This window comes from Kitasatospora sp. NPDC058184 (assembly GCF_042883725.1).
Classification (GTDB): Bacteria; Actinomycetota; Actinomycetes; order Streptomycetales; family Streptomycetaceae; genus Kitasatospora.
Genome location: NZ_JBHVVE010000002.1, coordinates 81,288 through 100,479, shown reverse-complemented (window position 1 = coordinate 100,479; position 19,192 = coordinate 81,288). Strand labels below are relative to the sequence as shown.

Sequence of the window (19,192 nt, the reverse complement as noted above, 5' to 3'; positions counted from 1 at the left end):
GCTACCGGGTCGGCTTGGTGATCAGCAGCTCCGTGTTGTGGTCCCCGCCCGCGCCCAGCAGCGCCGCCGGGCGGCCGTTCGGGTCGTTGTACGACAGCTCGCGGTAGAGCGCCGCGAGGTTGGCGTCCGAGGTGCCGCCGAAGTCCGTCTCGTACGGCGCGGAGGACTCGATCAGCGTGGTGAACAGCGAGAGCGTGCCGTCCCCGTTGTCCGCGATCTCGATGATCCGCCCGTGCTGCGGGTAGTCGATGTGCGAGGCGGTGTTGATCTCCCAGAACGCCCGCTCCGGCACCGCGTGGCCGTGCGGCGTGATCTTGTTCATGTGGGTGTGCCCGTTCACCCACGCGACCACGTTCGGGTAGCGCTGGAGCAGCGCCACCAGCTCGTTGCCGTCGTGCCGTCCCTCGAAGATGTTGCGCGGGTCCGGCAGCAGGTTGCCCATCGTGCCGCTGGTGTGGTGGCTGAAGAGCAGGATCAGCTCGTCCGTGCTCCCGCCGGTCACCTTGCGCCCGTCGGCGTCGTACCAGTGCCCGCTGTGCGCCTGCAACTGCTGCTCCAGCCAGCGCAGTTGCGCGGTGCCCAGCGAACCGTCGGCGAACCCGGCCTGGTTGGTGGTGTCCAGGCTGATGCCGACCACCTTCTCCGAGATGCGGAAGGTGTAGTAGAGCTTGCCGCTGTTCGCCATGTCCGAGGTGAAGCCGTGCCCGTACGGGCCGGCGCCGGTGACCGCCGGGTTCAGGTGGGCCTTGGCGAACTCCTTGAGCGTGAACGGCCGGCGGCGCTCGTCCGGGGTGACCTTGCGGACCAGGTCGCCACTGGCGATCAGCTTCGCCAGCAGCAGCACGGCGCCCGCCGGGTCGCGGCGCAGCGAGTCCGTCAGCTGGGCGGCCGTGGCGTCGTCGCAGCCCTCCAGCTTGTACTGGCCGGTGTACAGGTCGTTCAGCAGTCCGAGGTCCGGCAGTGAGCCCTCGATGCTGTCGTCGTGGTTGCCGACCGTGGTGTACCAGGGCGTGCGCAGGCCCGGCGCGTCGAAGGGGCGGCCGGCGGCGGACAGGAAGCCGGCTATCTGCGGGAAGCCCTTCGCCTTGTAGCCGTCGTTGTAGGAGAGTTCGGGGTTCCAGTAGGCGGCGTTGCCGGAGTTCTGCACACCCTCGTAGCGGCTGAGGTCACCGGTGTTCTGGGCCAGCCGTCCACCGCCCATGACCTTGAGGTACCAGTCGAGTTCGGCGAGCTCGTGGTTGTCGGTGTTGTCACCGGTGGCCATCACCATGCTGAACGGCATCCCGGTGTAGGGGCCGCCGGCGAGCGAGTTGACCCGCTCGACGAGGGCCGAGACACCGCGGGCGTTCAGGGCCTCCTGCGGCCGGTACGCGCTGCCGTTGAGCTTGGCCAGGTACTCGAAGCGCACCGGGGACTCGGTGTCCACCAGGTGCAGGTCGCTGAACTGGACGAAGCTGGCCAGCCCGGTCCGGCGGTCGTCCCGTCCGGTGGTCGCCGACGCCAGGTCGCCGCGCACCACCAGCGGCCAGCCCGGCCCGGCCGTCAGCCGCTTGTAGCCGCCGGTGCCGACCGGCGTGGCCACCTGCTCCAGCGTGGTCCCGGTGACCCTGACCGCCCGTGCGGCCGTCGTCGCCAGGGCCTGGTCGCGCGCCGCGGCCGAGGCGAACTGCGCGCCGCCCAACGACAAGGCCGACCAGGCGGCGGCCACCGACGTACCGGTGAGGAACGTACGCCGACTCATCCCTGCCACAAAAACCCCCACATGCTGGTGGCCCGGCGGGGCAGTCGACCCCGGCCGGGCCCACGTCTGTCATGAACCCGCTTCTGGCGGACCGCCAGATTACTCACTGGTAGCCGCGGCGGGCGAGGCCCGTGCGGAGAACTCTTCGGGAACGCGGGACGGCGCGACCCTCCGCAACTCGTGCACGAGGGGTTCCATCGAGCGGGGCGAGGCGCGGCCGCCGCCACCCCGGTCGGGCCCCACCAGGGCCGGTGGGGGAAAATCGGCGACGGCGTCCGGTGCGGCCGCCGGAGCGGAGCAGGACGGCGCGGGCGCCGTCGGAAACGGGGCGCAGGTGGCCGCAGCGGGATCCGAGGCGGGAGCCGGGGTCGGCGCCGGAGCGGGCGGCCGGGCCGGCCAGCTGAAGAGCAGCGGCCTGCGGCCCGGCTGGACGACGGGCGCCTGCGCCACCGCCGCCACCAGGGCCGCGTACACCGCGCTGCTCACCGGCGAGTTCCCGGACCCGGTGGTCATCACCCTCCCCAAGGGGCAGCAGCCCGCCTTCGCCCTCGCGGCCGAGCAGCTGACCGTCGCCGAGCAGCCGACCGGTACTGAGGAGCCGACCGCAGCCGAGCAGCCGACCGGCCCCGGCGGGCGCACCGCCGCCATGGCCGGGGTGGTCAAGGACGCGGGCGACGACCCCGACGTCACCCACGGCGCGCTGATCCGCTCGACCGTACGGTCCGGCGAGCCCGGTACCGGGGTGGTGTTCCGGGCCGGCCCCGGGGTGGGGACGGTCACCAAGGCCGGCCTGCCGCTGCCCGTCGGCGAACCCGCGATCAACCCGGTGCCCCGGCAGATGATCCGGGACGCCGTCGCCGAGGTGGCCGCCGCGCACGGCGGCAGCGGGGACGTGGTGGTCGAGATCGCGGTCGACCACGGCGAGGAGATCGCCCGCTCCACCTGGAACCCCCGGCTCGGCATCCTCGGCGGCCTGTCCATCCTCGGTACGACCGGGGTGGTCGTCCCCTACTCCTGCTCGGCCTGGATCGACTCGATCCGCCGCGGCGTGGACGTGGCCCGCGCGGCGGGGCGCACCCACGTGGCCGGCTGCACCGGCTCGACCTCGGAGAAGGTCGCGGTCGCGGAGCACGGGCTGCCCGAGGACGCGCTGCTGGACATGGGCGACTTCGCCGGTGCGGTGCTCAAGTACCTCAAGCGCCACCCGGTGCCCCGGCTGACCATCGCGGGCGGCTTCGCCAAGCTGTCCAAGCTCGCGGTCGGCCACCTCGACCTGCACTCGGCGCGCTCCCAGGTGGACAAGGGCTACCTGGCCGGACTGGCCCGCCGGGGCGGCGCGGACGAGGCGCTGGCCGAGGCGGTCGCGGGCGCCAACACCGCGCTGGAGGCCGTGCAGTTGTGCCGTGCGGCCGGGGTGCCGCTCGGGGACCTGGTCGCCGAGGCGGCCCGGGCGACGGCGCTCGGCGTGCTGGTGGGCTCGCCGGTCGCGGTGGACGTCATCTGCATCGACCGCGCGGGCACCGTCGTCGGCCGGGCGGAGCCGCTCGGGCCGTGACAATGTCACGGGTGTCACGACGGCGCGACAACATCGCCCGGTGACGTGAAGAACTGACGCCCAAACAGGGCAAGAATCGGACAAACGGAGCAGTAGGGCGGCCCCCCGGTTCTGTCGCCATCTCAACCATGAGATATCGTCTGGCGAGTGACAGGCGACTACCTCACCCGCATCGGCACCCTCATCCGTACCGCGCGCCAGCACCGCGGCTGGTCCCAGGCGCAGCTCGGCGAAGCCCTCGGAACCAGCCAGAGCGCGGTCAACCGCATCGAACAGGGCAAGCAGAACGTCAGCCTTGAGATGATCGCCCGCATCGGCGAAGCCCTCGACAGCGAGATCGTCTCCCTCGGCTACTCCGGCCCGATGCACCTGCGCGTCGCCGGCGGCACCCGGCTCTCCGGCGCGATCGACGTCCGCAGCAGCAAGAACGCCTGCGTGGCGATCCTCTGCGCCTCGCTGCTGACCACCGGCCGCACCACGATCCGCAGCGTCGCCCGGATCGAAGAGGTCTACCGCATCCTCGAGGTGCTCACCAGCATCGGCGTCAAGAGCCGCTGGATCAACGAGGGCCGCGACCTCGAACTCACCCCGCCCGCCGAGCTCGACCTCGCGGCGATGGACGTCGAGGCGGCCCGCCGCACCCGCAGCGTGCTGATGTTCCTCGGCCCGCTGATGCACCGCGCCCAGCGCTTCGCCATCCCGTACGCCGGCGGCTGCGACCTCGGCACCCGCACCGTGCAGCCGCACCTGACCGCGCTGCGCCGCTTCGGCCTGGAGGTCGCCACCACCGGCGGCGCCTACCACGCCTCGGTCGAGCCGGGCACCCCGCAGGACCGCCCGATCGTCCTGACCGAGCGCGGGGACACCGTCACCGAGAACGCCCTGCTGGCCGCCGCCCGGCACGACGGCGTCAGTGTCATCCGCAACGCCTCGCCCAACTACATGGTCCAGGACCTCTGCTTCTTCCTGGAGAAGCTGGGCGTGCGGATCGAGGGCATCGGCACCACCACCCTCACCGTGCACGGCGTCCCGGAGATCACCTGCGACGTCGACTACACCCCGGCCGAGGACCCGGTGGAGGCGATGAGCCTGCTGGCCGCCGCCGTCGTCACCTCCTCCGAGCTGACCATCCGCCGGGTGCCGATCGAGTTCCTGGAGATCGAGCTCGCGGTGCTGGAGGGCATGGGCCTCGACTACGACCGCACCCCCGAGTACCGGGCCCACAACGGTCAGACCCGACTGGTCGACCTCACCGTGCGCCCCTCCAAGCTCACCGCGCCGATCGACACCATCCACCCGATGCCGTTCCCCGGCATCAACATCGACAACGTGCCGTTCTTCGCCGCCATCGCCGCGGCCGCGCACGGCACCACGATGATCCACGACTGGGTGTACGACAACCGCGCGATCTACCTGACCGAGCTGACCCGCCTCGGCGCCGACGTCAAGCTCCTCGACCCGCACCGCGTACTGGTCCAGGGCCCCACCCGCTGGCGCGCCGCCGAGATGATGTGCCCGCCGGCCCTGCGCCCCGCCGTGGTCATCCTGCTCGCCATGCTCGCCGCCCAGGGCACCTCCGTCCTGCGCAACGTCTACGTCATCAACCGCGGCTACGAGGACCTCGCCGAGCGCCTCAACTCCATCGGCGCCCGGATCGAGACCTTCCGCGACATCTGACCGACCGTCACACCGCTGGCCGGCCTCACCCGTTGAGCCCGGCCAGCAGCACGGAAACCTCCAACCCGGTGTTCAGGTACTCCACGAACACCGGGTTGTCCAGTGCCCAGGGCGAGCGCCGTTCCCGGATCAGTCGGACCGCCTCGCCGCACTCGTGGCCGAGGCCGATCAGGGCCTGTGCCACCACCAGGCCCGAGCGGTTGTACCCGGAGTGGCAGCGCACCAGCGTCCGACGGCCCCGGCGGACGGCGGCCGCGGTGAGCTCGGCCGCCTCCTCGACGGCGAGCAGCTGACCGGGGGCGAGCGGGGCGTCGGGCATCTCCCGGACGACGTGCTCCACCCCCGGTGCCGGGCCGTGCCCGGGGCGCGTGAACAGGCTGACCACCAGGTCGAACTCGGTCCGTACGATGGCGGGTTCCAGCTCGCCGCCGGGCGGGGTGAAGTAGTGCCCGCCCATCCAGAGCCCGGGAACGATCTCGTTCCAGGGCTCGGACGGCCCGGGCGTCCCACGTTCCTTCTGGCGGGTCCGCACTGCCTGCTCCCTCTCGGCCGGTCCGGCTGGTGAATCCGCTCGTGCTACTCGCCGGTGGTGCCGTCGAGGTGTTCGCGGAGGAGGTCGGCGTGGCCGTTGTGGCGGGCGTACTCCTCGATCATGTGGGTGAGGATCCAGCGCAGCGAGAAGACCTCCTCGCCGTAGTGGCCCAGGACGTCCAACGACTCCGCGGCGGCCACGAGTTCCCTGGCGTGGTCGCACTCGCGGCGCCAGATCGCGAAGGCCTCGTCGGGGTCGGCGGTCTCGGCGTCGAACTCGGCGAAGGAGCCGTCGGGGTGCGCCCAGAAGCCGCGCGCGTCCTCCTTGTTGAGGACGTTGCGGAACCAGCTGCGCTCCACCTCGGCGAGGTGGCGGACCAGCCCGAGCAGGGAGAGCCCGGACGGCTCCAGCACGCGGGCGCGGAGCTGCTCCGTGGTGAGGCCCTCGCACTTCATCGCGAGGGTGTCGCGCTGGTAGTCCAGGAAGCCTGCCAGTGTGGCGCGTTCGTCGGCGGTGCGGGGGGTCTGCGTGCGCTGATCATCGGTCATCGGGCCATCCTGCCCGCCATCCGACGGGCCCGCCGCCCAATTTCCCCGCTCCTAGCCCAGGTGCTCCAGCCAGCGCAGTGCGCCCGGGACGTCGGGTGCGACGGGGACGCCTTCCGGTACGGGCGGGCGCTCCACGATGATGACGGGCAGGCCCAGTCCGCGGGCGGCGGTCAGTTTGGGGGCGGTCGCGGCGCCGCCGCTGTCCTTGGTGACCAGGACGTCGATGTCGTGCCTGCGTAGCAGCGCCTCCTCGCCCTCGATCGTGAACGGGCCGCGGTCCAGCAGGACTTCGAACGAAGGCGGCAGCGGGGGCTCGGGCGGGTCCACCGAGCGGGCGAGGAAGTGGACGCCGTCGAGGTGGGCGAAGGCGGCGACGCCCTGCCGGCCGATGGTGAGGAAGACCCGTTCCCCGCGTCGGGGCAGCAGTTCGGCGGCCGCGGCGAGCGAGGGGGCGGGGAGCCAGTGGTCCCCGTCGACGCGGGTGAAGCCGGGGCGGCGCAGCACCAGCAGGGGGACGCCGGTGGCGGCGGCCGCGAGGGCGGCGTTGTGCGAGATGCCGGCGGCGAACGGGTGGGTGGCGTCCACCACCGCGTCCACGCGTTCCGTGCGCAGCCAGTCGGCCAGGCCCTCCGGTCCGCCGAAGCCGCCGATCCGCACCTCCCCGGCGGGCAGCCGGGGTCGGGCGACCCGGCCGGCCAGCGAGCTGGTGACCCGGAGGGCGGTGGGGGCGAGTTCGGCGGCCAGCGTCCGCCCCTCGGTGGTCCCGCCGAGGACCAGGACGTGTCGCATCACGCCCCGCAGGGCTCGTGCGGGCGCTCGCGGTCCGCCGAGTAGAGGTGGCTGTCGCGGAACTGCTCGGCGGCCAGGGTGCGGCCGACGATGATGACGGCGGTGCGGACCACGCCCGCGGTCTTGACCTGCTCGGCGATGTCGCCGACGGTGCCGCGCAGCACCAGCTCGTCGGGGCGGCTGGCCATCGCGACGACGGCGACCGGGCAGTCGGCGCCGTAGTGCGGGAGCAGCTGCTCGACCACGTCGTCCACGTACCCGGCGGCCAGGTGCAGCACCAGCAGGGCGCCGCTGCGGCCGAGGGTGGCGAGGTCCTCGCCCTCGGGCATCGGGGTGGCGCGCTTGGCGATCCGGGTGAGGATGACGGTCTGGCCGACGGTCGGGACGGTCAGCTCCCGCTTCAGCGCGGCCGCGGCGGCGGCGAAGGCGGGCACGCCGGGGACCACCTCGTAGGGCACGCCGGCCGCGTCCAGGCGGCGCATCTGCTCGGCGACGGCGGAGAAGACGGACGGGTCGCCGGAGTGCAGCCGGGCCACGTCCTGGCCGGCCTCGTGCGCGGCGACCAGCTCGGCGGTGATCTGGTCCAGGTTGAGCTGCGCGGTGTCGATCAGCCGGGCGCCGGGCGGGCACTCGTCCAGCAGTTCGCGCGGGACGAGGCTGCCCGCGTACAGGCAGACCTCGGCGCGGGCCAGGATGCGCTGGCCGCGCAGGGTGATCAGGTCGGCGGCGCCCGGGCCGGCTCCGATGAAGTGGACGGTCACGAGGCGTTCTCCTGAAGGGGGTTGTCGGACGTGCGGGCTTCGGCGGCGCGGGCCTCGGCGGCACGGGCGTCGGGCTTGACGGCGGACCACTGGGTGACCGGCATGGCCTGCCGCCAGCCGGTGAAGCCGCCCACGGGGACGGCGTGGGCGACGGCGAGCTTGACGAGCTCCCCGCCGTGGCGCCGGTACCACTCGGTGAGCAGCGCCTCGGACTCCAGCGTCACGGTGTTGGCGACGATCCGGCCGCCGGGGCGCAGCGCGGCCCAGCAACTCTCCAGCAGGCCGGGCGCGGTGAGGCCGCCGCCGATGAACACGGCGTCGGGGGAGGGGAGTCCGGCGAGCGCGGCGGGGGCGGGTCCGGTCGCCACCCGGAGCCGGGGCACGCCGAGTGCGGCGGCGTTGCGGGTGATCCGCTCGGCCCGCACCGGGTCGCGTTCGACGCTGACGGCCCGGCAGTCGCGGTGGGCGCGCAGCCACTCGATGGCGATCGAGCCGGAGCCGCCGCCGACGTCCCAGAGCAGTTCGCCGGGGGAGGGGGCGAGCGTGGCGAGGGTCGCGGCGCGGACGTGGCGCTTGGTGAGCTGGCCGTCGCTCTCGTACGCGGCGTCGGGCAGGCCGGGGACGAGGGAGGTGCGGGGGCCGTCGCCGAGGTCGACGGCGATGACGTTCAGCGGGTCGCCGGGCGGGTGCGGCCAGCCGTCGGCGGGGCCGTCCAGGTGGCGTTCGGCCGGGGCGCCGAGCTGTTCGAGGACCCGCAGGCGGGCGGTGCCGTAGCCGCGGGCGGTGAGCAGTCCGGCGACGGCGGCCGGGGCGGCGGAGTCGGCGCTGAGCACCAGCAGGCGGCGGCCGGGGTGGAGGGCGAGCGAGAGGGTGTCCAGCGGTCGGCCGACCAGGCTGACGACCTCGGTGGCCTCCAGCGGCCAGCCGAGCCGGGCGCAGGCGTAGGAGACGGAGGAGGGGTGCGGCAGGACGCGCAGGCGCTCGGCGCCGACGGTCTCGGCGAGGGTGCGGCCGATGCCGTAGAACATCGGGTCGCCGCTGGCCAGGACGGCGGTGCGGCGGCCGGCGTGGGCGGCGAGCAGCCCGGGGACGGCGGGGCGCAGCGGGGACGGCCAGGGGACGCGCTCGGCGGCGACCTCGTCGCGGGGGAGCAGGTCCAGCTGGCGGGGGCCGCCGACGACGACCTCGGCCTCCCGCAGCACGGCCCGTGAGCCGACGGCGAGGCCGGGCCAGCCGTCGGCCCCGATCCCGACGACGGTGATCGGGGGTGGCAGCTCGGGCACCGGGTGGCTCCTCGTCGTTCGAATGGGCCAATGAGTGGGAAATCTGACTGGCCGGGGCAGCCTACCTGGCGGTCTGTCCCCCACCCGCTCCCCAGTCCCCCGACTCGATCAGCGCCGGCCGCTCCCGCAAGCGCGCCTCGGCCCTCGGCCCGGCGAGGTAGACCCAGGCCGCCCGCGGCTCGCCCGTCGCGGTCCGCACCGTCATCCGCCGCCGGACGTACAGCCCGGTCCCGTCGGCCCGGCACTCCTCCAGCCGGTCCAGGGCCTCCAGGGCTCCGGCGTACGCGCCAGGGCGTACGGTGACGAGCTCACCCACGATCCGACGCCCGGGCGCCGGGTCCGGCACCGCGTACGGGAAGCCGGGGCCCTCGTGCAGTGCGGCGCCCTCCAGCACGGCCGGGCGGACGTCGGCGCAGCGCCCGGCCAGGTGGACGGCATGATTGCGGCCGCCGCTGCGCAGGGTGCCGTACACGAAGAACGGCAGGGCCTCCTCGGATGCGGACACGGGTTCGACCTCCTCGCTGGGGAGCGTTCACGGTACGTCCCGCGGTCCGATTCCTGATACCGACTGGCGCACCGGGCCGTCCATGCGCTGTCATGTCGGATGTTCGGCCAGTACCGTCCAAGGGGGACACACATGACACCGCCCGCTTCACCCTCCCAACCGGCCGCGACCCCCGGCTCAGCCCCCGACACCCCCGCCACCACCAAGGCCGGAGCCGAAGCCAAGACCGAAGCCAAGACCGAAGCCAGGACCGAGACCGGAGCCAAGGCCGGGGCGAGCCCCGTCCCCCGCCTCGGAGGCGCGGTCTGGCTGGCCCTCCTCGTGGTCTACATCGTCTGGGGATCGACCTACCTGGCGATCCGGGTCGCGGTCGAGACGATGCCCTCCTTCCTCTCCGCCAGCGCCCGCTTCCTCACCGCAGGCCTGCTGCTGGCCGGCTACCTCCTGGTGCGCCAGGGCCCGGCCGGTCTGAAGGTGACCCGGCGCCAGCTGGCCTCCTCCGTCCTGGTCGGGCTGCTGCTGCTGACCGGCGGCAACGGGCTGGTGGTCCTGGGCGAGACCTCCGTCCCCTCCGGCCTGGCGGCCCTGCTGGTGGCCGCGGTCCCGCTGTGGATGGTGGTGCTGACGGCGTTCGGCGGCGATCGCCCGAAACCGGCCGAGCTGGCCGGGGTGCTGCTCGGACTGGTCGGCCTCGGCGTCCTGTCGGCCCCCGCGATCGGCGGGTCGATCGAGCCGGGCGGCGTGATCCTGATCATCGGCGCCACCCTGCTCTGGGCGACCGGCTCCTTCGTGAGCAAGAAGATCCCGATGCCCGGCAACGTGCTCGCCGCGAGCGCCTACCAGATGCTGGCCGGCGGCCTCGGCGACCTGCTGGTCGGAGTGGGCCGCGGCGAGCAGCACGGAGTGGACCTCGGGGCGGTCTCCGGCCGGTCCTGGCTGGCCCTCGCCTACCTGGTGGTGTTCGGCTCGCTGCTCGCCTTCACCGCGTACGCCTGGCTGCTGCGCTCCGCCCCGCTGACCCTGGTGGCCACGTACGCGTACGTGAACCCGGTGGTCGCGGTGCTGCTGGGCTGGCTGATCCTGGCCGAGCCGCTGACCGGCCCGACCCTCGCGGGCGGCGCGATCGTGGTGGCGGGCGTCTGCCTGGTGGTGAGCGTCAGCCGGCGTCCGGGCCGCTCATCGAGCGCCGGGAGCCGAGCCCGTCCGGCGGAAACGGCCGATCCGGTCGATCCGTCCAGGTCGGTGAAGGGGCCGTCCGCCCGTAGCTGAGCACGACGTCCGCACGTTCGAAGACGTCCTCGGTGGTCCGCCCCCGCGCTTCCGGCTCGCGGGGGCGGACCACCGAGGACGTACGGCTCAGAAGGCGTACGGCGGCTTGCCCGTCCACCAGTTGCCGGGCGCGTCCGGGTCTCGGCTGGTCCAGAACTCGACGATCGCGTTGGTGAACTCGGCCGCGGAGAGCACGCCGTCGCCGTCGGTGTCGAGGTGGCGGAAGGCCTCGTCGGCGTCGTCGCGGGACAGGCCGGCGAAGTGGCCGCGCTGGAAGACGAAGAACTCGCCGGCGTCCACCGTCCCGCTGCGGTCGGCGTCGGCGACGGAGAGGAAGGCCCCGGCGAGCGCGCCGAGGATCTCCTGGGCGGCCTCCGGGTCGTCGGCGAGCGAGCCGGTCGAGGCGACGAACTGCTGCCGGGTGATCGCCTCGGTGCCGGCGGGCAGCCGGGCGAGGTGCAGGTCGTGCCAGGTCGTCAGGTAGGCCCGGACTATCACGGCCTCCGCCTCGGAGCCCTCCTGGTGGCCGAGCGAGCGGGCCACCGAGAGGCCCATCAGGACGTGGTCCCGCTCGGTGAGCAGCCCGTCGCCGTCGGCGTCGAGGTGATCGAAGCCGTGATTGATCTTTGCGATGAGCAGGTCGTCCGACAAAAGTGCCCCCTCGATTGGTGATTCCTTGCCCGGGTCTCCTACGTCACATCGCCTGCACGCTAGCGCCTCGAACCGGACCGGCGCAGCCGAACGACCTGCTGCTTCACCCGCCGGGCCTCGGTGATCATCGGTCACCTCAGTGCACCGCCGCCAGCAGTTCCCTCGTGTACTCGGTGTGCGGCGCCGCGAACAGCTGGTCCCGGTCGGTGGACTCGACCAGCCGTCCCCGGTGCATCACCGCCACCCGGTCGCAGAAGTGCCGGACCACCGCGAGGTCGTGGGAGACGAACAGGAAGGCGACACCGAGCCGTTCGCGCAGCTCCATCAGCAGGTTGAGCACCTGGGCCTGCACGGACACGTCGAGCGCGGAGACCGGCTCGTCGGCGATGATCAGGCGCGGCTGCGGGGCCAGCGCGCGGGCGATGCCGATCCGCTGGCGCTGCCCGCCGGAGAACTCGTGCGGGTAGCGGTCCAGGTGCCGGGCCTCCAGGCCGACCTGCTCCAGCAACTCGGCGGAGCGCTCCCGCCGTTCGGCCCGGTCCAGCGGGGTGTGCAGGCGCAGCGGGGTGTCCAGGGTCTGGGCGACGGTCCGGCGCGGGTTGAGCGAGGCGTACGGGTCCTGGAAGACCAGCTGGATCTCCCGGCTGAGCCGTTTCCGCAGCTCCCGGTCCGGCCGGGTGACGTCCTGGCCGTCGTACAGCACCCTGCCGCCGGTGGGGCGTTGCAGCCCGGCCAGGACCCGTGAGGTGGTGGACTTGCCGGAGCCGGACTCGCCGACCAGCCCGAGCGTCTCGCCGGGCGCGATCCGCAGGCCGACGCCGTCGACCGCCCGGACCGGTTCGGCCCGCTGGCCGGGGAAGCGCCGGCGTCCGGGGAAGCGCACGGACAGGTCGTCCACCTCGACCAGCCACCGCTCGGGGCGCTCGACGGTCCGCGGCCGGAACGTCCGCGACGGGGCCGGCTCGTCGACCGTCGGCAGGGCGGTGCCCGGCACCGAGTCCAGCCGGAGCGCCGCGCCCACCAGCGCCCGGGTGTACGGCTCGCGCGGTGCGGCCAGCAGTTCGGCGGTCGGCGCGGACTCGACCTCGACCCCGCCGCGCAGCACCAGCGTGCGGTCCGTCGTCCCGGCGACCACGCCCAGGTCGTGGCTGACCAGCAGCACCGCCGTCCCGTGCTCGCGCTGCAACTCGCCGAGCAGGTCGAGGACCTGCCGCTGGACGCGGGCGTCCAGGGCGGTGGTCGGCTCGTCCGCGATGAGCAGCCGGGGGTCGTTCATCAGCGCCATCGCGATCATCACGCGCTGGCGCATGCCGCCGGAGAACTGGTGCGGGTAGTCGCGCGTCCGGGCCGTCGGGATGCCGACCCGGTCGAGCATCTCGGCCGCCCGCCGGCCCGCCTCGGCCCGGCCCGTGCCCGGGTGGTGCAGCCGGTACATCTCGGCGAGCTGGGCGCCCACGCCGTGGAAGGGGCTGAGCGAGGTGAGCGCGTCCTGGAAGACCAGCGCCGCCCTTCCGCCCCGCACCCCGCGCAGCGCGGACTCCCCGGTGCCGACGACCTCCTGCCCGTCGAGCCGGATCGAGCCGGTGACGGTCGTGGTGCGCGGGTCGTGCAGGCCGAGGACGGCGAGCCCGACGGTCGACTTGCCGGAGCCCGACTCGCCGACCAGGCCCAGGACTTCACCCGGGGCGAGGTCGAAGGAGAGGCCCTGGACGGCGGTCACCGGCGCACCGCCGCGCGGGTCGGCGAAGGAGACGGTCAGATCGCGGACGCTCAGCACCGGCTCGACGGTCTCCGCCGCCGTGCTCTCCACCTCTGCCGTCCGCACGCCGGCCCCCGGAACAGTGGAATTCATCGAAGGGCTCCCCATCAGTTCAGCCGGACACGCGGGTCGAGCCAGGCGACCGCGAGGTCGGCCAGCGCGACGAACAGCACCATGAAGCAGGCGGCCAGCAGCACCGCGCCGACCACGGCGGGCAGGTCCTGCCCGGCGACGGCCTCGGCGGCGAATCGCCCGACCCCGTTCAGCCCGAACACCGTCTCGGTGATCACGGCTCCGCCGAGCAGCACCCCGGCCTCCAGCCCGATCAGCTGCACCAGCGGTCCGGCGGCGCCGCGCGAGGTGTACTTGAGGTGGGCGCGCAGTCGTCCCAGGCCCTTGCCGCGGGCCGTGCGGACGTACTCCTCGTTCATCGTCTCCAGCAGCTGCGAGCGCGAAAGCCGGGCGAACACCGCGGAGTTGACGAAGCCGAGGACGAACCAGGGGAGCAGCATCCCGCCCGCCCAGGCGGCCAGGTCGTCGGCCGGCGGGGTGTAGGAGGGCAGCGGCAGCAGCCCGGTGGAGTAGACCAGCAGCCACTGCGCGACGTACCCGAGGAAGTAGATCTGCAGGCTGGCGCCGACCAGGGTGAAGCCGGACAGCAGCCGGTCGGTCCGCCGACCGTGCCGCAGCGCGGAGACGAAGCCGGTGCCGAGGCCGAACACCAGCAGGACGGCGAGCGCCCCGGCGGTCAGCGAGAGGGTGACCGGCAGGTGGTCGGCGAGGGCCTCGCTGACCGGCTGGTGCAGCCGGTAGGAGTAGCCGAGGCAGGGGGCGTCGCAGTGGATGGTCGAGCCGTCCACGTCGCCGATGTCCCGCCCGGCGACGACCCCGGCCAGGTAGTCGGTGTACTGGGTGAGCAGCGGCTGGTCCAGGCCCATGCTCTGGCGCACCGCCGCGACCTGCCCGCTGTCGCAGCGCGGGCCGCAGGCGGCGCGGGCCGGGTCGGCGGGCGCGGCGTAGAAGAGGGCGAAGGCGGCGGCGGAGACCGCGACCAGGACCGCGAGGGCCTGGGCGGTCCGCCGCAGGACGAAGGAGAGCATGGCCGATCCGGGGTCGACGTGACGGGGGGAGGCGTGCGAAACGGACACGTGTGGGGCTGAGGCGGAACCGGGGGCCGGAGCCAAAGAGACAGGACCGGGGGCCGGAACCGGAGGCGGAACCGGGGCCCGCCCCCGCCACCGCGCACGGGCGGCGGGAGCGGGCCCCGGTCGGCTCAGGACTTCAGGTACAGCCAGGCCAGCGAGACGGTCCCGTAGATCGGGTGGATGAACGCCCCGCCGACGTTGCTGCCGCGCAGCTGGTTGACCGTCGGGTAGGCGAACGGCAGCACCGGCACGTCCTTCATCACGGTCTGCTCCAGCGCGTACAGCTCCTTGGCCTTGGCGCGCGGCTCGCCGATCTGGTTGATCCGGTCGATCTCCTTGTCGACCTCCGGGTTGCGGTAGAGCGCGGAGTTGATGTCGCTGCCGGCCCGGCCGTCGAAGGAGAACGGGATCAGGGTGGACGGGGTCGGCCAGTCGACCGAGCTGGTCTCCTCGAACAGGTCGTACGGGGCGCCGTCGCGGTGCACCTCGTCCAGGAAGGCCTTGGGGTCGATCGGCTTGGGCACGACGGTGATGCCCGCCTTGCCGAAGCCCTCGACCAGCACCTGGGCGACGCGCTGCCCGGTCGGGGTGTTCCGGTACGCGTAGGTCAGGCTGCCGGGCGCCTGCTTGGCCTTGGCGAGCTGGGCCTTGGCGGCCTCCGGGTCGCCCTCGGGCTTGACCGGGTAGAGGTCGTACTTCTGCCAGTCGATCAGCGCGGGCGAGCTGAGCGTGGTGGCCAGTTCGCCGGTCCGGGCGCCGCCCTGGACCTGGCGGGCCTGCTGGCGCGGGTAGGCCAGGTGCAGCGCCTTGCGGACCTCGACGTCCGACACCCGCTGGTTGTTGATCATCAGCTGGGTGACGAAGGCGCCCTGCCGGCCGGAGACCACCAGCTCCTTGGCCTTCGGGTCGGTGTCGGTGGTCTGGTACAGCTCGGCGGAGAGGGTGTCGGCCGCGGTGGTGGCGTTGGCGCCGCCGTCCCGCCCGGAGAGGATCTCCTGGTTGAGGTTGAGCGCCTCCTTGCCGTACGTGAAGACGAACTTCTCCGGGTACTGGCTGCGGATCGGGTCCGTCTCGGGCTTCCAGGCCGGGTTGCGCTCCAGCACCATGCGGGTGTTCTGGACGTGCTCGACGATCTTGTACGGGCCGGTCGCGAACGGCAGGCGGTCGTAGTCCGTCCCGGTGTCCTTGTCCCGGCGCACCGGGGAGGAGGAGGACTGCGCGGCCATGTACGGGACGTCGGCCTGCGGCTGCGGGAAGTGGAAGACGATGGTGCGCTCGTCCGGCGTCTCGATCGCGTCGAGGTCGCCGGCCTGCGGGCCCGCGTACTTGGTGCGCGCCGCCTCGTAGCTGGCCTCGCCCGTGAGCCACTGCGGCCAGTACGGCGGGCCGACCTCGTAGCCCTTGCCGAAGGTGCGCTCGATGCCGTACTTGACGTCCTGGGCGGTGATCGGCTGCCCGTCCTCCCAGGCGACGCCCTGCTTGAGCTTGTACGTCCAGGTGCGCCCGCCGTCGGCCGGGGTGCCGGTGTCGGTGGCCAGGTCGCCGACCAGCTTGGCCTTGCCGTCCACGACCTGGTACTGGGTCAGCTGGCGGCCCCAGAGCAGCGAGGCGTTGTAGGCGGCGCCCGCGTAGACCTTCTGCGGGTCGAGGTGGCGGAACTCGACGCTGTTGTACACGTTCACGGTGCCGCCCGCACGGGCGCCCGGGGCGGCCGGGGCGGGGCCGGCGCTCTCCTGCTCGCTGCCGAGCACGGCGGTCAGCGGGGAGGTCTCCTTGGCGGAGGCCCCGGCGCCGCCGGAGCCGGTGGTGCTGCCCGCGCCGGCCGAGCAGGAGGTCGCCAGCAGGGCGGTGGCGATGACGGCGAGGGACGGTCTGGTCCAGCGCATGGCGAATCTCTCCTTGCCCCGGCGGTCGTGCCGGGACGGGCTCGGGTGATGGTGGGGAGGGGTGAAGGGTCTTGGGAGCGGCGGGAAGAAGGGGCCTCGGGAGGGCCGAGGGGCTTCAGCGGGCGGTGCCGGCGCGCGGGTCCAGCGCGTCCCGGACGGCGTCGCCGAGCAAGTTGAAGGCGATGACGAACAGCAGCAGCGCCACGCCGGGGAACACCATGTAGGTGGGGTCGGCCTGGAAGACCTCGGAGCCGCGCGCGATCATCCGCCCCCAGTCCGGGACCGGCTCGGTGACGCCGACGCCGAGGAAGGACAGCGCGGCCTCGGAGGCGACGAAGGTCGGCACCGCCATGGTGGCGTGCACCAGCAGTTGCGAGCGCACATTCGGCAGGAGTTCGTGGACGACGACATGGAATCGGCTCGCGCCCTGGGCCCGTGCGGACTGCACGAAATCCCTTTCCCGGAGCGAGCGGACGGTGGCCCGCAGGGAAAGCGCGAGCGGAATCCAGCCGAACGCCGAGAAAACCAGGATCAGCACCAGGAACTGCATCCACTCCGGTTCCGCGGTGCCCGGGTCGACCAGCCGGGACTGGATCACCGGGCTGAGCGCGAGCAGCAGGAGCAGGGTGGGAAAGGCCAGCAGCACATTGGCGAGGAATCCGAACAACCGGTCGGTGATCCCGCCGAGGTAGCCGACCGCGACGCCAACCAGCACGCCCAGCGTGGTGGTCACCACGGCGGCCGCGAAGGCGATCAGCAGCGAGGTGCGGATGCCGTACAGCAGCTGCGTGAACACGTCCCGGCCGAGGCCGGGCTCCAGGCCGAACCAGAAGTCCCCGGAGATGCCGCCGTTCGGCAGCATCGGCAGGCCGCTGTCGCTGAGCAGGCCCGGAGCGTTCTGGCCGTAGTGGTCGACCGGGTTCTTCCCGTACAGCGCGGCGACCAGCGGAGCGCCGAGGGCGAGCAGCAGGAACAGCACCACCACCGCCAGGGCGGAGGCGCCGACCCGGTCCCGCAGGATCCGGCGGAGCGGGCCGGGGTCGGCGGCGGGCACGGGCCCGGCCGCGGTGCCTGGGACGGTGTCGACCACTGCCATGAGGCGTAACCCCCGAATTCTCCGCCGCCCCATGGGTGAGGGTGCGCTGGTGTGTATTTCCGGTACGGCCTCCGGGGGTTTCCCGGCGGCTGTTCGAGCGCCATTTGATCGGATGCGTCCGAGGTTCCGCAAATCACCTTTGGCGGACGTTCGGGTCATTCCTTTCGAACTGTTTCGGGAAATGTGGCGGCTTCATTTCGCTGAAACACTCGCGTTGCAAAAGAACGGACATACCATGCCGAAACGGACTGCCCGTTCCGCATTCTGAGACCTCCGCCACAGTCCCTCCGGTGTTGGTACGATCCCGGTGGGCCGCAACTGGCGCGTAGGGATGGAATCAACCATCGGGAAGCGGCCCCGTGAATCCTCACGTGAACTTGCCGAGCGCCTGGGCCCCCGCATCCCCACCAGGAGACCGCCATGGCCCAGCAGCCCCACACCGCCGCCTCCGCCGCGGCCGACACCGCCTTCCGCAGCGCCCTCGACGTGGTCGCCGGCGTCGAACCGCGGATCGCCGCCGCGATCGGACAGGAGCTGGCGGACCAGCGCGGCTCGCTCAAGCTCATCGCCAGCGAGAACTACGCCTCCCCGGCCGTCCTGCTCACCATGGGCAACTGGCTCAGCGACAAGTACGCCGAGGGCACCGTCGGCCGCCGCTTCTACGCGGGCTGCCGCAACGTCGACACCGTCGAGGGCATCGCCGCCGAGCACGCCCGCGAGCTGTTCGGCGCCGACCACGCCTACGTCCAGCCGCACTCCGGCATCGACGCCAACCTCACCGCGTTCTGGGCCGTCCTCTCCCAGCGGGTCGAGAGCCCGGCGCTGGAGCGCGCCGCGGTGCGCAACGTCAACGACCTCACCGAGGAGGACTGGGCGCGGCTGCGCCAGGAGCTCGGCAACCAGCGGATGCTCGGCATGTCCCTGGACACCGGCGGCCACCTCACCCACGGCTTCCGGCCCAACATCTCGGGCAAGATGTTCGAGCAGCGCAGCTACGGCACCGACCCGGCCACCGGCCTGATCGACTACGACGCGCTGCGTGAGACCGCCCGCGAGTTCCGCCCGCTGATCATCGTGGCCGGCTACTCCGCCTACCCGCGGCTGGTGGACTTCCGCCGGATGCGCGAGATCGCGGACGAGGTCGGCGCGACCCTCATGGTCGACATGGCGCACTTCGCCGGCCTGGTCGCGGGCAAGGTGCTGACCGGCGACCACGACCCGGTCCCGCACGCCCACATCGTCACCACCACCACCCACAAGTCCCTGCGCGGCCCGCGCGGCGGCATGGTGCTGTGCCAGTCCGAACTGGCCGAGCACGTCGACCGCGGCTGCCCGCTGGTGCTCGGCGGCCCGCTCTCCCACGTGATGGCCGCCAAGGCGGTCGCCCTCGCCGAGGCCCGCCGCCCCGAGTTCCAGGCCTACGCCCGCGCCGTCGTCGCCAATGCCCAGGCACTGGCCGAGGGCCTGCTGCGCCGCGGCGGGAAGCTGGTCACCGGCGGCACCGACAACCACCTGGTCCTCGCCGACGTCTCCGGCTACGGCCTGACCGGCCGCCAGGCGGAGGCGGCGCTGCTCGACTCGGGCATCGTCACCAACCGCAACTCCGTCCCGCAGGACCCGAACGGCGCCTGGTACACCTCGGGCGTCCGCCTCGGCACCCCGGCCCTCACCACCCGCGGCCTCGGCACCGCCGAGATGGACGAGATCGCCGACCTGATCCACACCGTCCTGCGCGCCACCGCCCCCGCCACCACGGCCAAGGGCTCCCCGTCCAAGGCCGCGTACACCCTGGACGCCGCCCTCCGCGACGCCACCGCCAAGCGCGCCGCCGACCTGCTCGCCCCGTACCCGCTCTACCCGGGCGTCGACCTGGCCTGACGGCGAACGGCGAACAGATGACAGATTTCGAAATCTGTCATCTGTCATCTGTTCGCCGAAAGTTGTCAGCCGTCAGCCGTCAGCCGTTCGTCGGCCCCGCCCCGTGCACCGGGTCCG

General features: G+C 73.0%; 16 protein-coding genes and 1 riboswitch. Of the genes, 4 read left to right on the top strand and 12 right to left on the bottom strand.

What is annotated here, in order from left to right; all coding sequences use genetic code 11:
• Window position 1 precedes the first annotated feature (1 nt).
• Window positions 2–1,741, bottom strand: a complete 1,740-nt coding sequence (locus tag ACFVXH_RS03700) for a TIGR03767 family metallophosphoesterase (RefSeq protein ID WP_387819975.1) — start codon at window positions 1,739–1,741, stop codon at window positions 2–4.
• Between the two features lie 334 nt (window positions 1,742–2,075).
• Here ACFVXH_RS03700 and ACFVXH_RS03695 point away from each other — a divergent pair, with 334 nt between their 5' ends.
• Window positions 2,076–3,296 carry a cobalt-precorrin-5B (C(1))-methyltransferase gene (locus ACFVXH_RS03695; protein ID WP_387819973.1) on the top strand — a complete coding sequence of 407 codons (1,221 nt, stop codon included), beginning with the start codon at window positions 2,076–2,078 and terminating at the stop codon, window positions 3,294–3,296.
• Window positions 3,297–3,443: 147 nt separating this feature from the next.
• A complete protein-coding gene (locus tag ACFVXH_RS03690) occupies window positions 3,444–4,973 on the top strand; it encodes a UDP-N-acetylglucosamine 1-carboxyvinyltransferase (RefSeq protein ID WP_049649821.1) in 1,530 nt (509 codons plus the stop codon).
• 25 nt (window positions 4,974–4,998) lie between these two features.
• Here ACFVXH_RS03690 and ACFVXH_RS03685 read toward each other — a convergent pair whose 3' ends face one another.
• The 6 genes from ACFVXH_RS03685 to ACFVXH_RS03660 form a co-directional block, all read right to left on the bottom strand.
• Window positions 4,999–5,505 (bottom strand): protein phosphatase, encoded by a 507-nt coding sequence (locus ACFVXH_RS03685; RefSeq protein ID WP_387819971.1) that lies wholly within the window; start codon window positions 5,503–5,505, stop codon window positions 4,999–5,001.
• Window positions 5,506–5,549: 44 nt separating this feature from the next.
• On the bottom strand, window positions 5,550–6,053 hold the full coding sequence (locus ACFVXH_RS03680; protein WP_375873490.1) for a DinB family protein: 504 nt from the start codon (window positions 6,051–6,053) through the stop codon (window positions 5,550–5,552).
• 51 nt (window positions 6,054–6,104) lie between these two features.
• Window positions 6,105–6,842: a cobalt-precorrin-6A reductase gene (locus ACFVXH_RS03675; protein WP_074004353.1), complete on the bottom strand. Its 738-nt coding sequence runs from the start codon at window positions 6,840–6,842 to the stop codon at window positions 6,105–6,107.
• The gene (cobM, locus tag ACFVXH_RS03670) at window positions 6,842–7,603 is read right to left on the bottom strand and encodes a precorrin-4 C(11)-methyltransferase (protein WP_387819969.1); all 762 of its coding nucleotides are present in this window, start codon (window positions 7,601–7,603) and stop codon (window positions 6,842–6,844) included. The genes ACFVXH_RS03675 and cobM overlap by 1 nt, the downstream gene beginning before the upstream one ends.
• Window positions 7,600–8,886 carry a precorrin-6y C5,15-methyltransferase (decarboxylating) subunit CbiE gene (cbiE, locus tag ACFVXH_RS03665; protein WP_387819967.1) on the bottom strand — a complete coding sequence of 429 codons (1,287 nt, stop codon included), beginning with the start codon at window positions 8,884–8,886 and terminating at the stop codon, window positions 7,600–7,602. Before cbiE ends, cobM begins: the two co-directional genes overlap by 4 nt.
• 61 nt (window positions 8,887–8,947) lie before the next feature.
• Entirely contained in the window at window positions 8,948–9,391 is a 444-nt protein-coding gene (locus ACFVXH_RS03660; RefSeq protein WP_079272471.1) for a gamma-glutamylcyclotransferase family protein, read from the bottom strand.
• Between the two features lie 132 nt (window positions 9,392–9,523).
• On the opposite strand from ACFVXH_RS03660, the gene ACFVXH_RS03655 reads away from it, so the two are divergent.
• Window positions 9,524–10,660, top strand: coding sequence for an EamA family transporter (locus tag ACFVXH_RS03655; protein WP_387819965.1), 1,137 nt, complete (start codon window positions 9,524–9,526; stop codon window positions 10,658–10,660).
• Window positions 10,661–10,747: 87 nt separating this feature from the next.
• Here the strand turns inward: ACFVXH_RS03655 and ACFVXH_RS03650 are convergent, their stop codons facing one another.
• The 5 genes from ACFVXH_RS03650 to ACFVXH_RS03630 form a co-directional block, all read right to left on the bottom strand.
• A complete protein-coding gene (locus ACFVXH_RS03650) occupies window positions 10,748–11,311 on the bottom strand; it encodes an EF-hand domain-containing protein (protein ID WP_049649817.1) in 564 nt (187 codons plus the stop codon).
• A 136-nt stretch (window positions 11,312–11,447) separates the two neighbouring features.
• Window positions 11,448–13,163: a dipeptide ABC transporter ATP-binding protein gene (locus ACFVXH_RS03645; protein WP_387819963.1), complete on the bottom strand. Its 1,716-nt coding sequence runs from the start codon at window positions 13,161–13,163 to the stop codon at window positions 11,448–11,450.
• Window positions 13,164–13,177: 14 nt separating this feature from the next.
• On the bottom strand, window positions 13,178–14,170 hold the full coding sequence (locus ACFVXH_RS03640) for an ABC transporter permease (protein ID WP_049649815.1): 993 nt from the start codon (window positions 14,168–14,170) through the stop codon (window positions 13,178–13,180).
• A gap of 173 nt (window positions 14,171–14,343) precedes the next feature.
• On the bottom strand, window positions 14,344–16,101 hold the full coding sequence (locus tag ACFVXH_RS03635) for an ABC transporter substrate-binding protein (protein ID WP_375876308.1): 1,758 nt from the start codon (window positions 16,099–16,101) through the stop codon (window positions 14,344–14,346).
• 115 nt (window positions 16,102–16,216) lie between these two features.
• On the bottom strand, window positions 16,217–17,197 hold the full coding sequence (locus ACFVXH_RS03630) for an ABC transporter permease (RefSeq protein WP_049649813.1): 981 nt from the start codon (window positions 17,195–17,197) through the stop codon (window positions 16,217–16,219).
• A gap of 304 nt (window positions 17,198–17,501) precedes the next feature.
• A riboswitch (ZMP/ZTP riboswitch) is annotated at window positions 17,502–17,598 on the top strand.
• 19 nt (window positions 17,599–17,617) lie between these two features.
• On the opposite strand from ACFVXH_RS03630, the gene ACFVXH_RS03625 reads away from it, so the two are divergent.
• Window positions 17,618–19,075, top strand: coding sequence for a glycine hydroxymethyltransferase (locus ACFVXH_RS03625; RefSeq protein ID WP_380665050.1), 1,458 nt, complete (start codon window positions 17,618–17,620; stop codon window positions 19,073–19,075).
• The last annotated feature ends 117 nt before the right edge of the window (window positions 19,076–19,192 follow it).

Excerpts from the sequence above, each read along its gene's own strand:
- ACFVXH_RS03675 (WP_074004353.1), bottom strand. The coding sequence starts at position 6,842 with ATGCGACACGTCCTGGTCCTCGGCGGGACCACCGAGGGGCGGACGCTG.
- ACFVXH_RS03635 (WP_375876308.1), bottom strand. The coding sequence starts at position 16,101 with ATGCGCTGGACCAGACCGTCCCTCGCCGTCATCGCCACCGCCCTGCTG.
- ACFVXH_RS03630 (WP_049649813.1), bottom strand. The coding sequence starts at position 17,197 with ATGGCAGTGGTCGACACCGTCCCAGGCACCGCGGCCGGGCCCGTGCCC.
- ACFVXH_RS03625 (WP_380665050.1), top strand. The coding sequence starts at position 17,618 with ATGGCCCAGCAGCCCCACACCGCCGCCTCCGCCGCGGCCGACACCGCC.
- ACFVXH_RS03655 (WP_387819965.1), top strand. The coding sequence starts at position 9,524 with ATGACACCGCCCGCTTCACCCTCCCAACCGGCCGCGACCCCCGGCTCA.
- ACFVXH_RS03640 (WP_049649815.1), bottom strand. The coding sequence starts at position 14,170 with ATGCTCTCCTTCGTCCTGCGGCGGACCGCCCAGGCCCTCGCGGTCCTG.
- ACFVXH_RS03680 (WP_375873490.1), bottom strand. The coding sequence starts at position 6,053 with ATGACCGATGATCAGCGCACGCAGACCCCCCGCACCGCCGACGAACGC.
- ACFVXH_RS03700 (WP_387819975.1), bottom strand. The coding sequence starts at position 1,741 with ATGAGTCGGCGTACGTTCCTCACCGGTACGTCGGTGGCCGCCGCCTGG.
- ACFVXH_RS03645 (WP_387819963.1), bottom strand. The coding sequence starts at position 13,163 with ATGAATTCCACTGTTCCGGGGGCCGGCGTGCGGACGGCAGAGGTGGAG.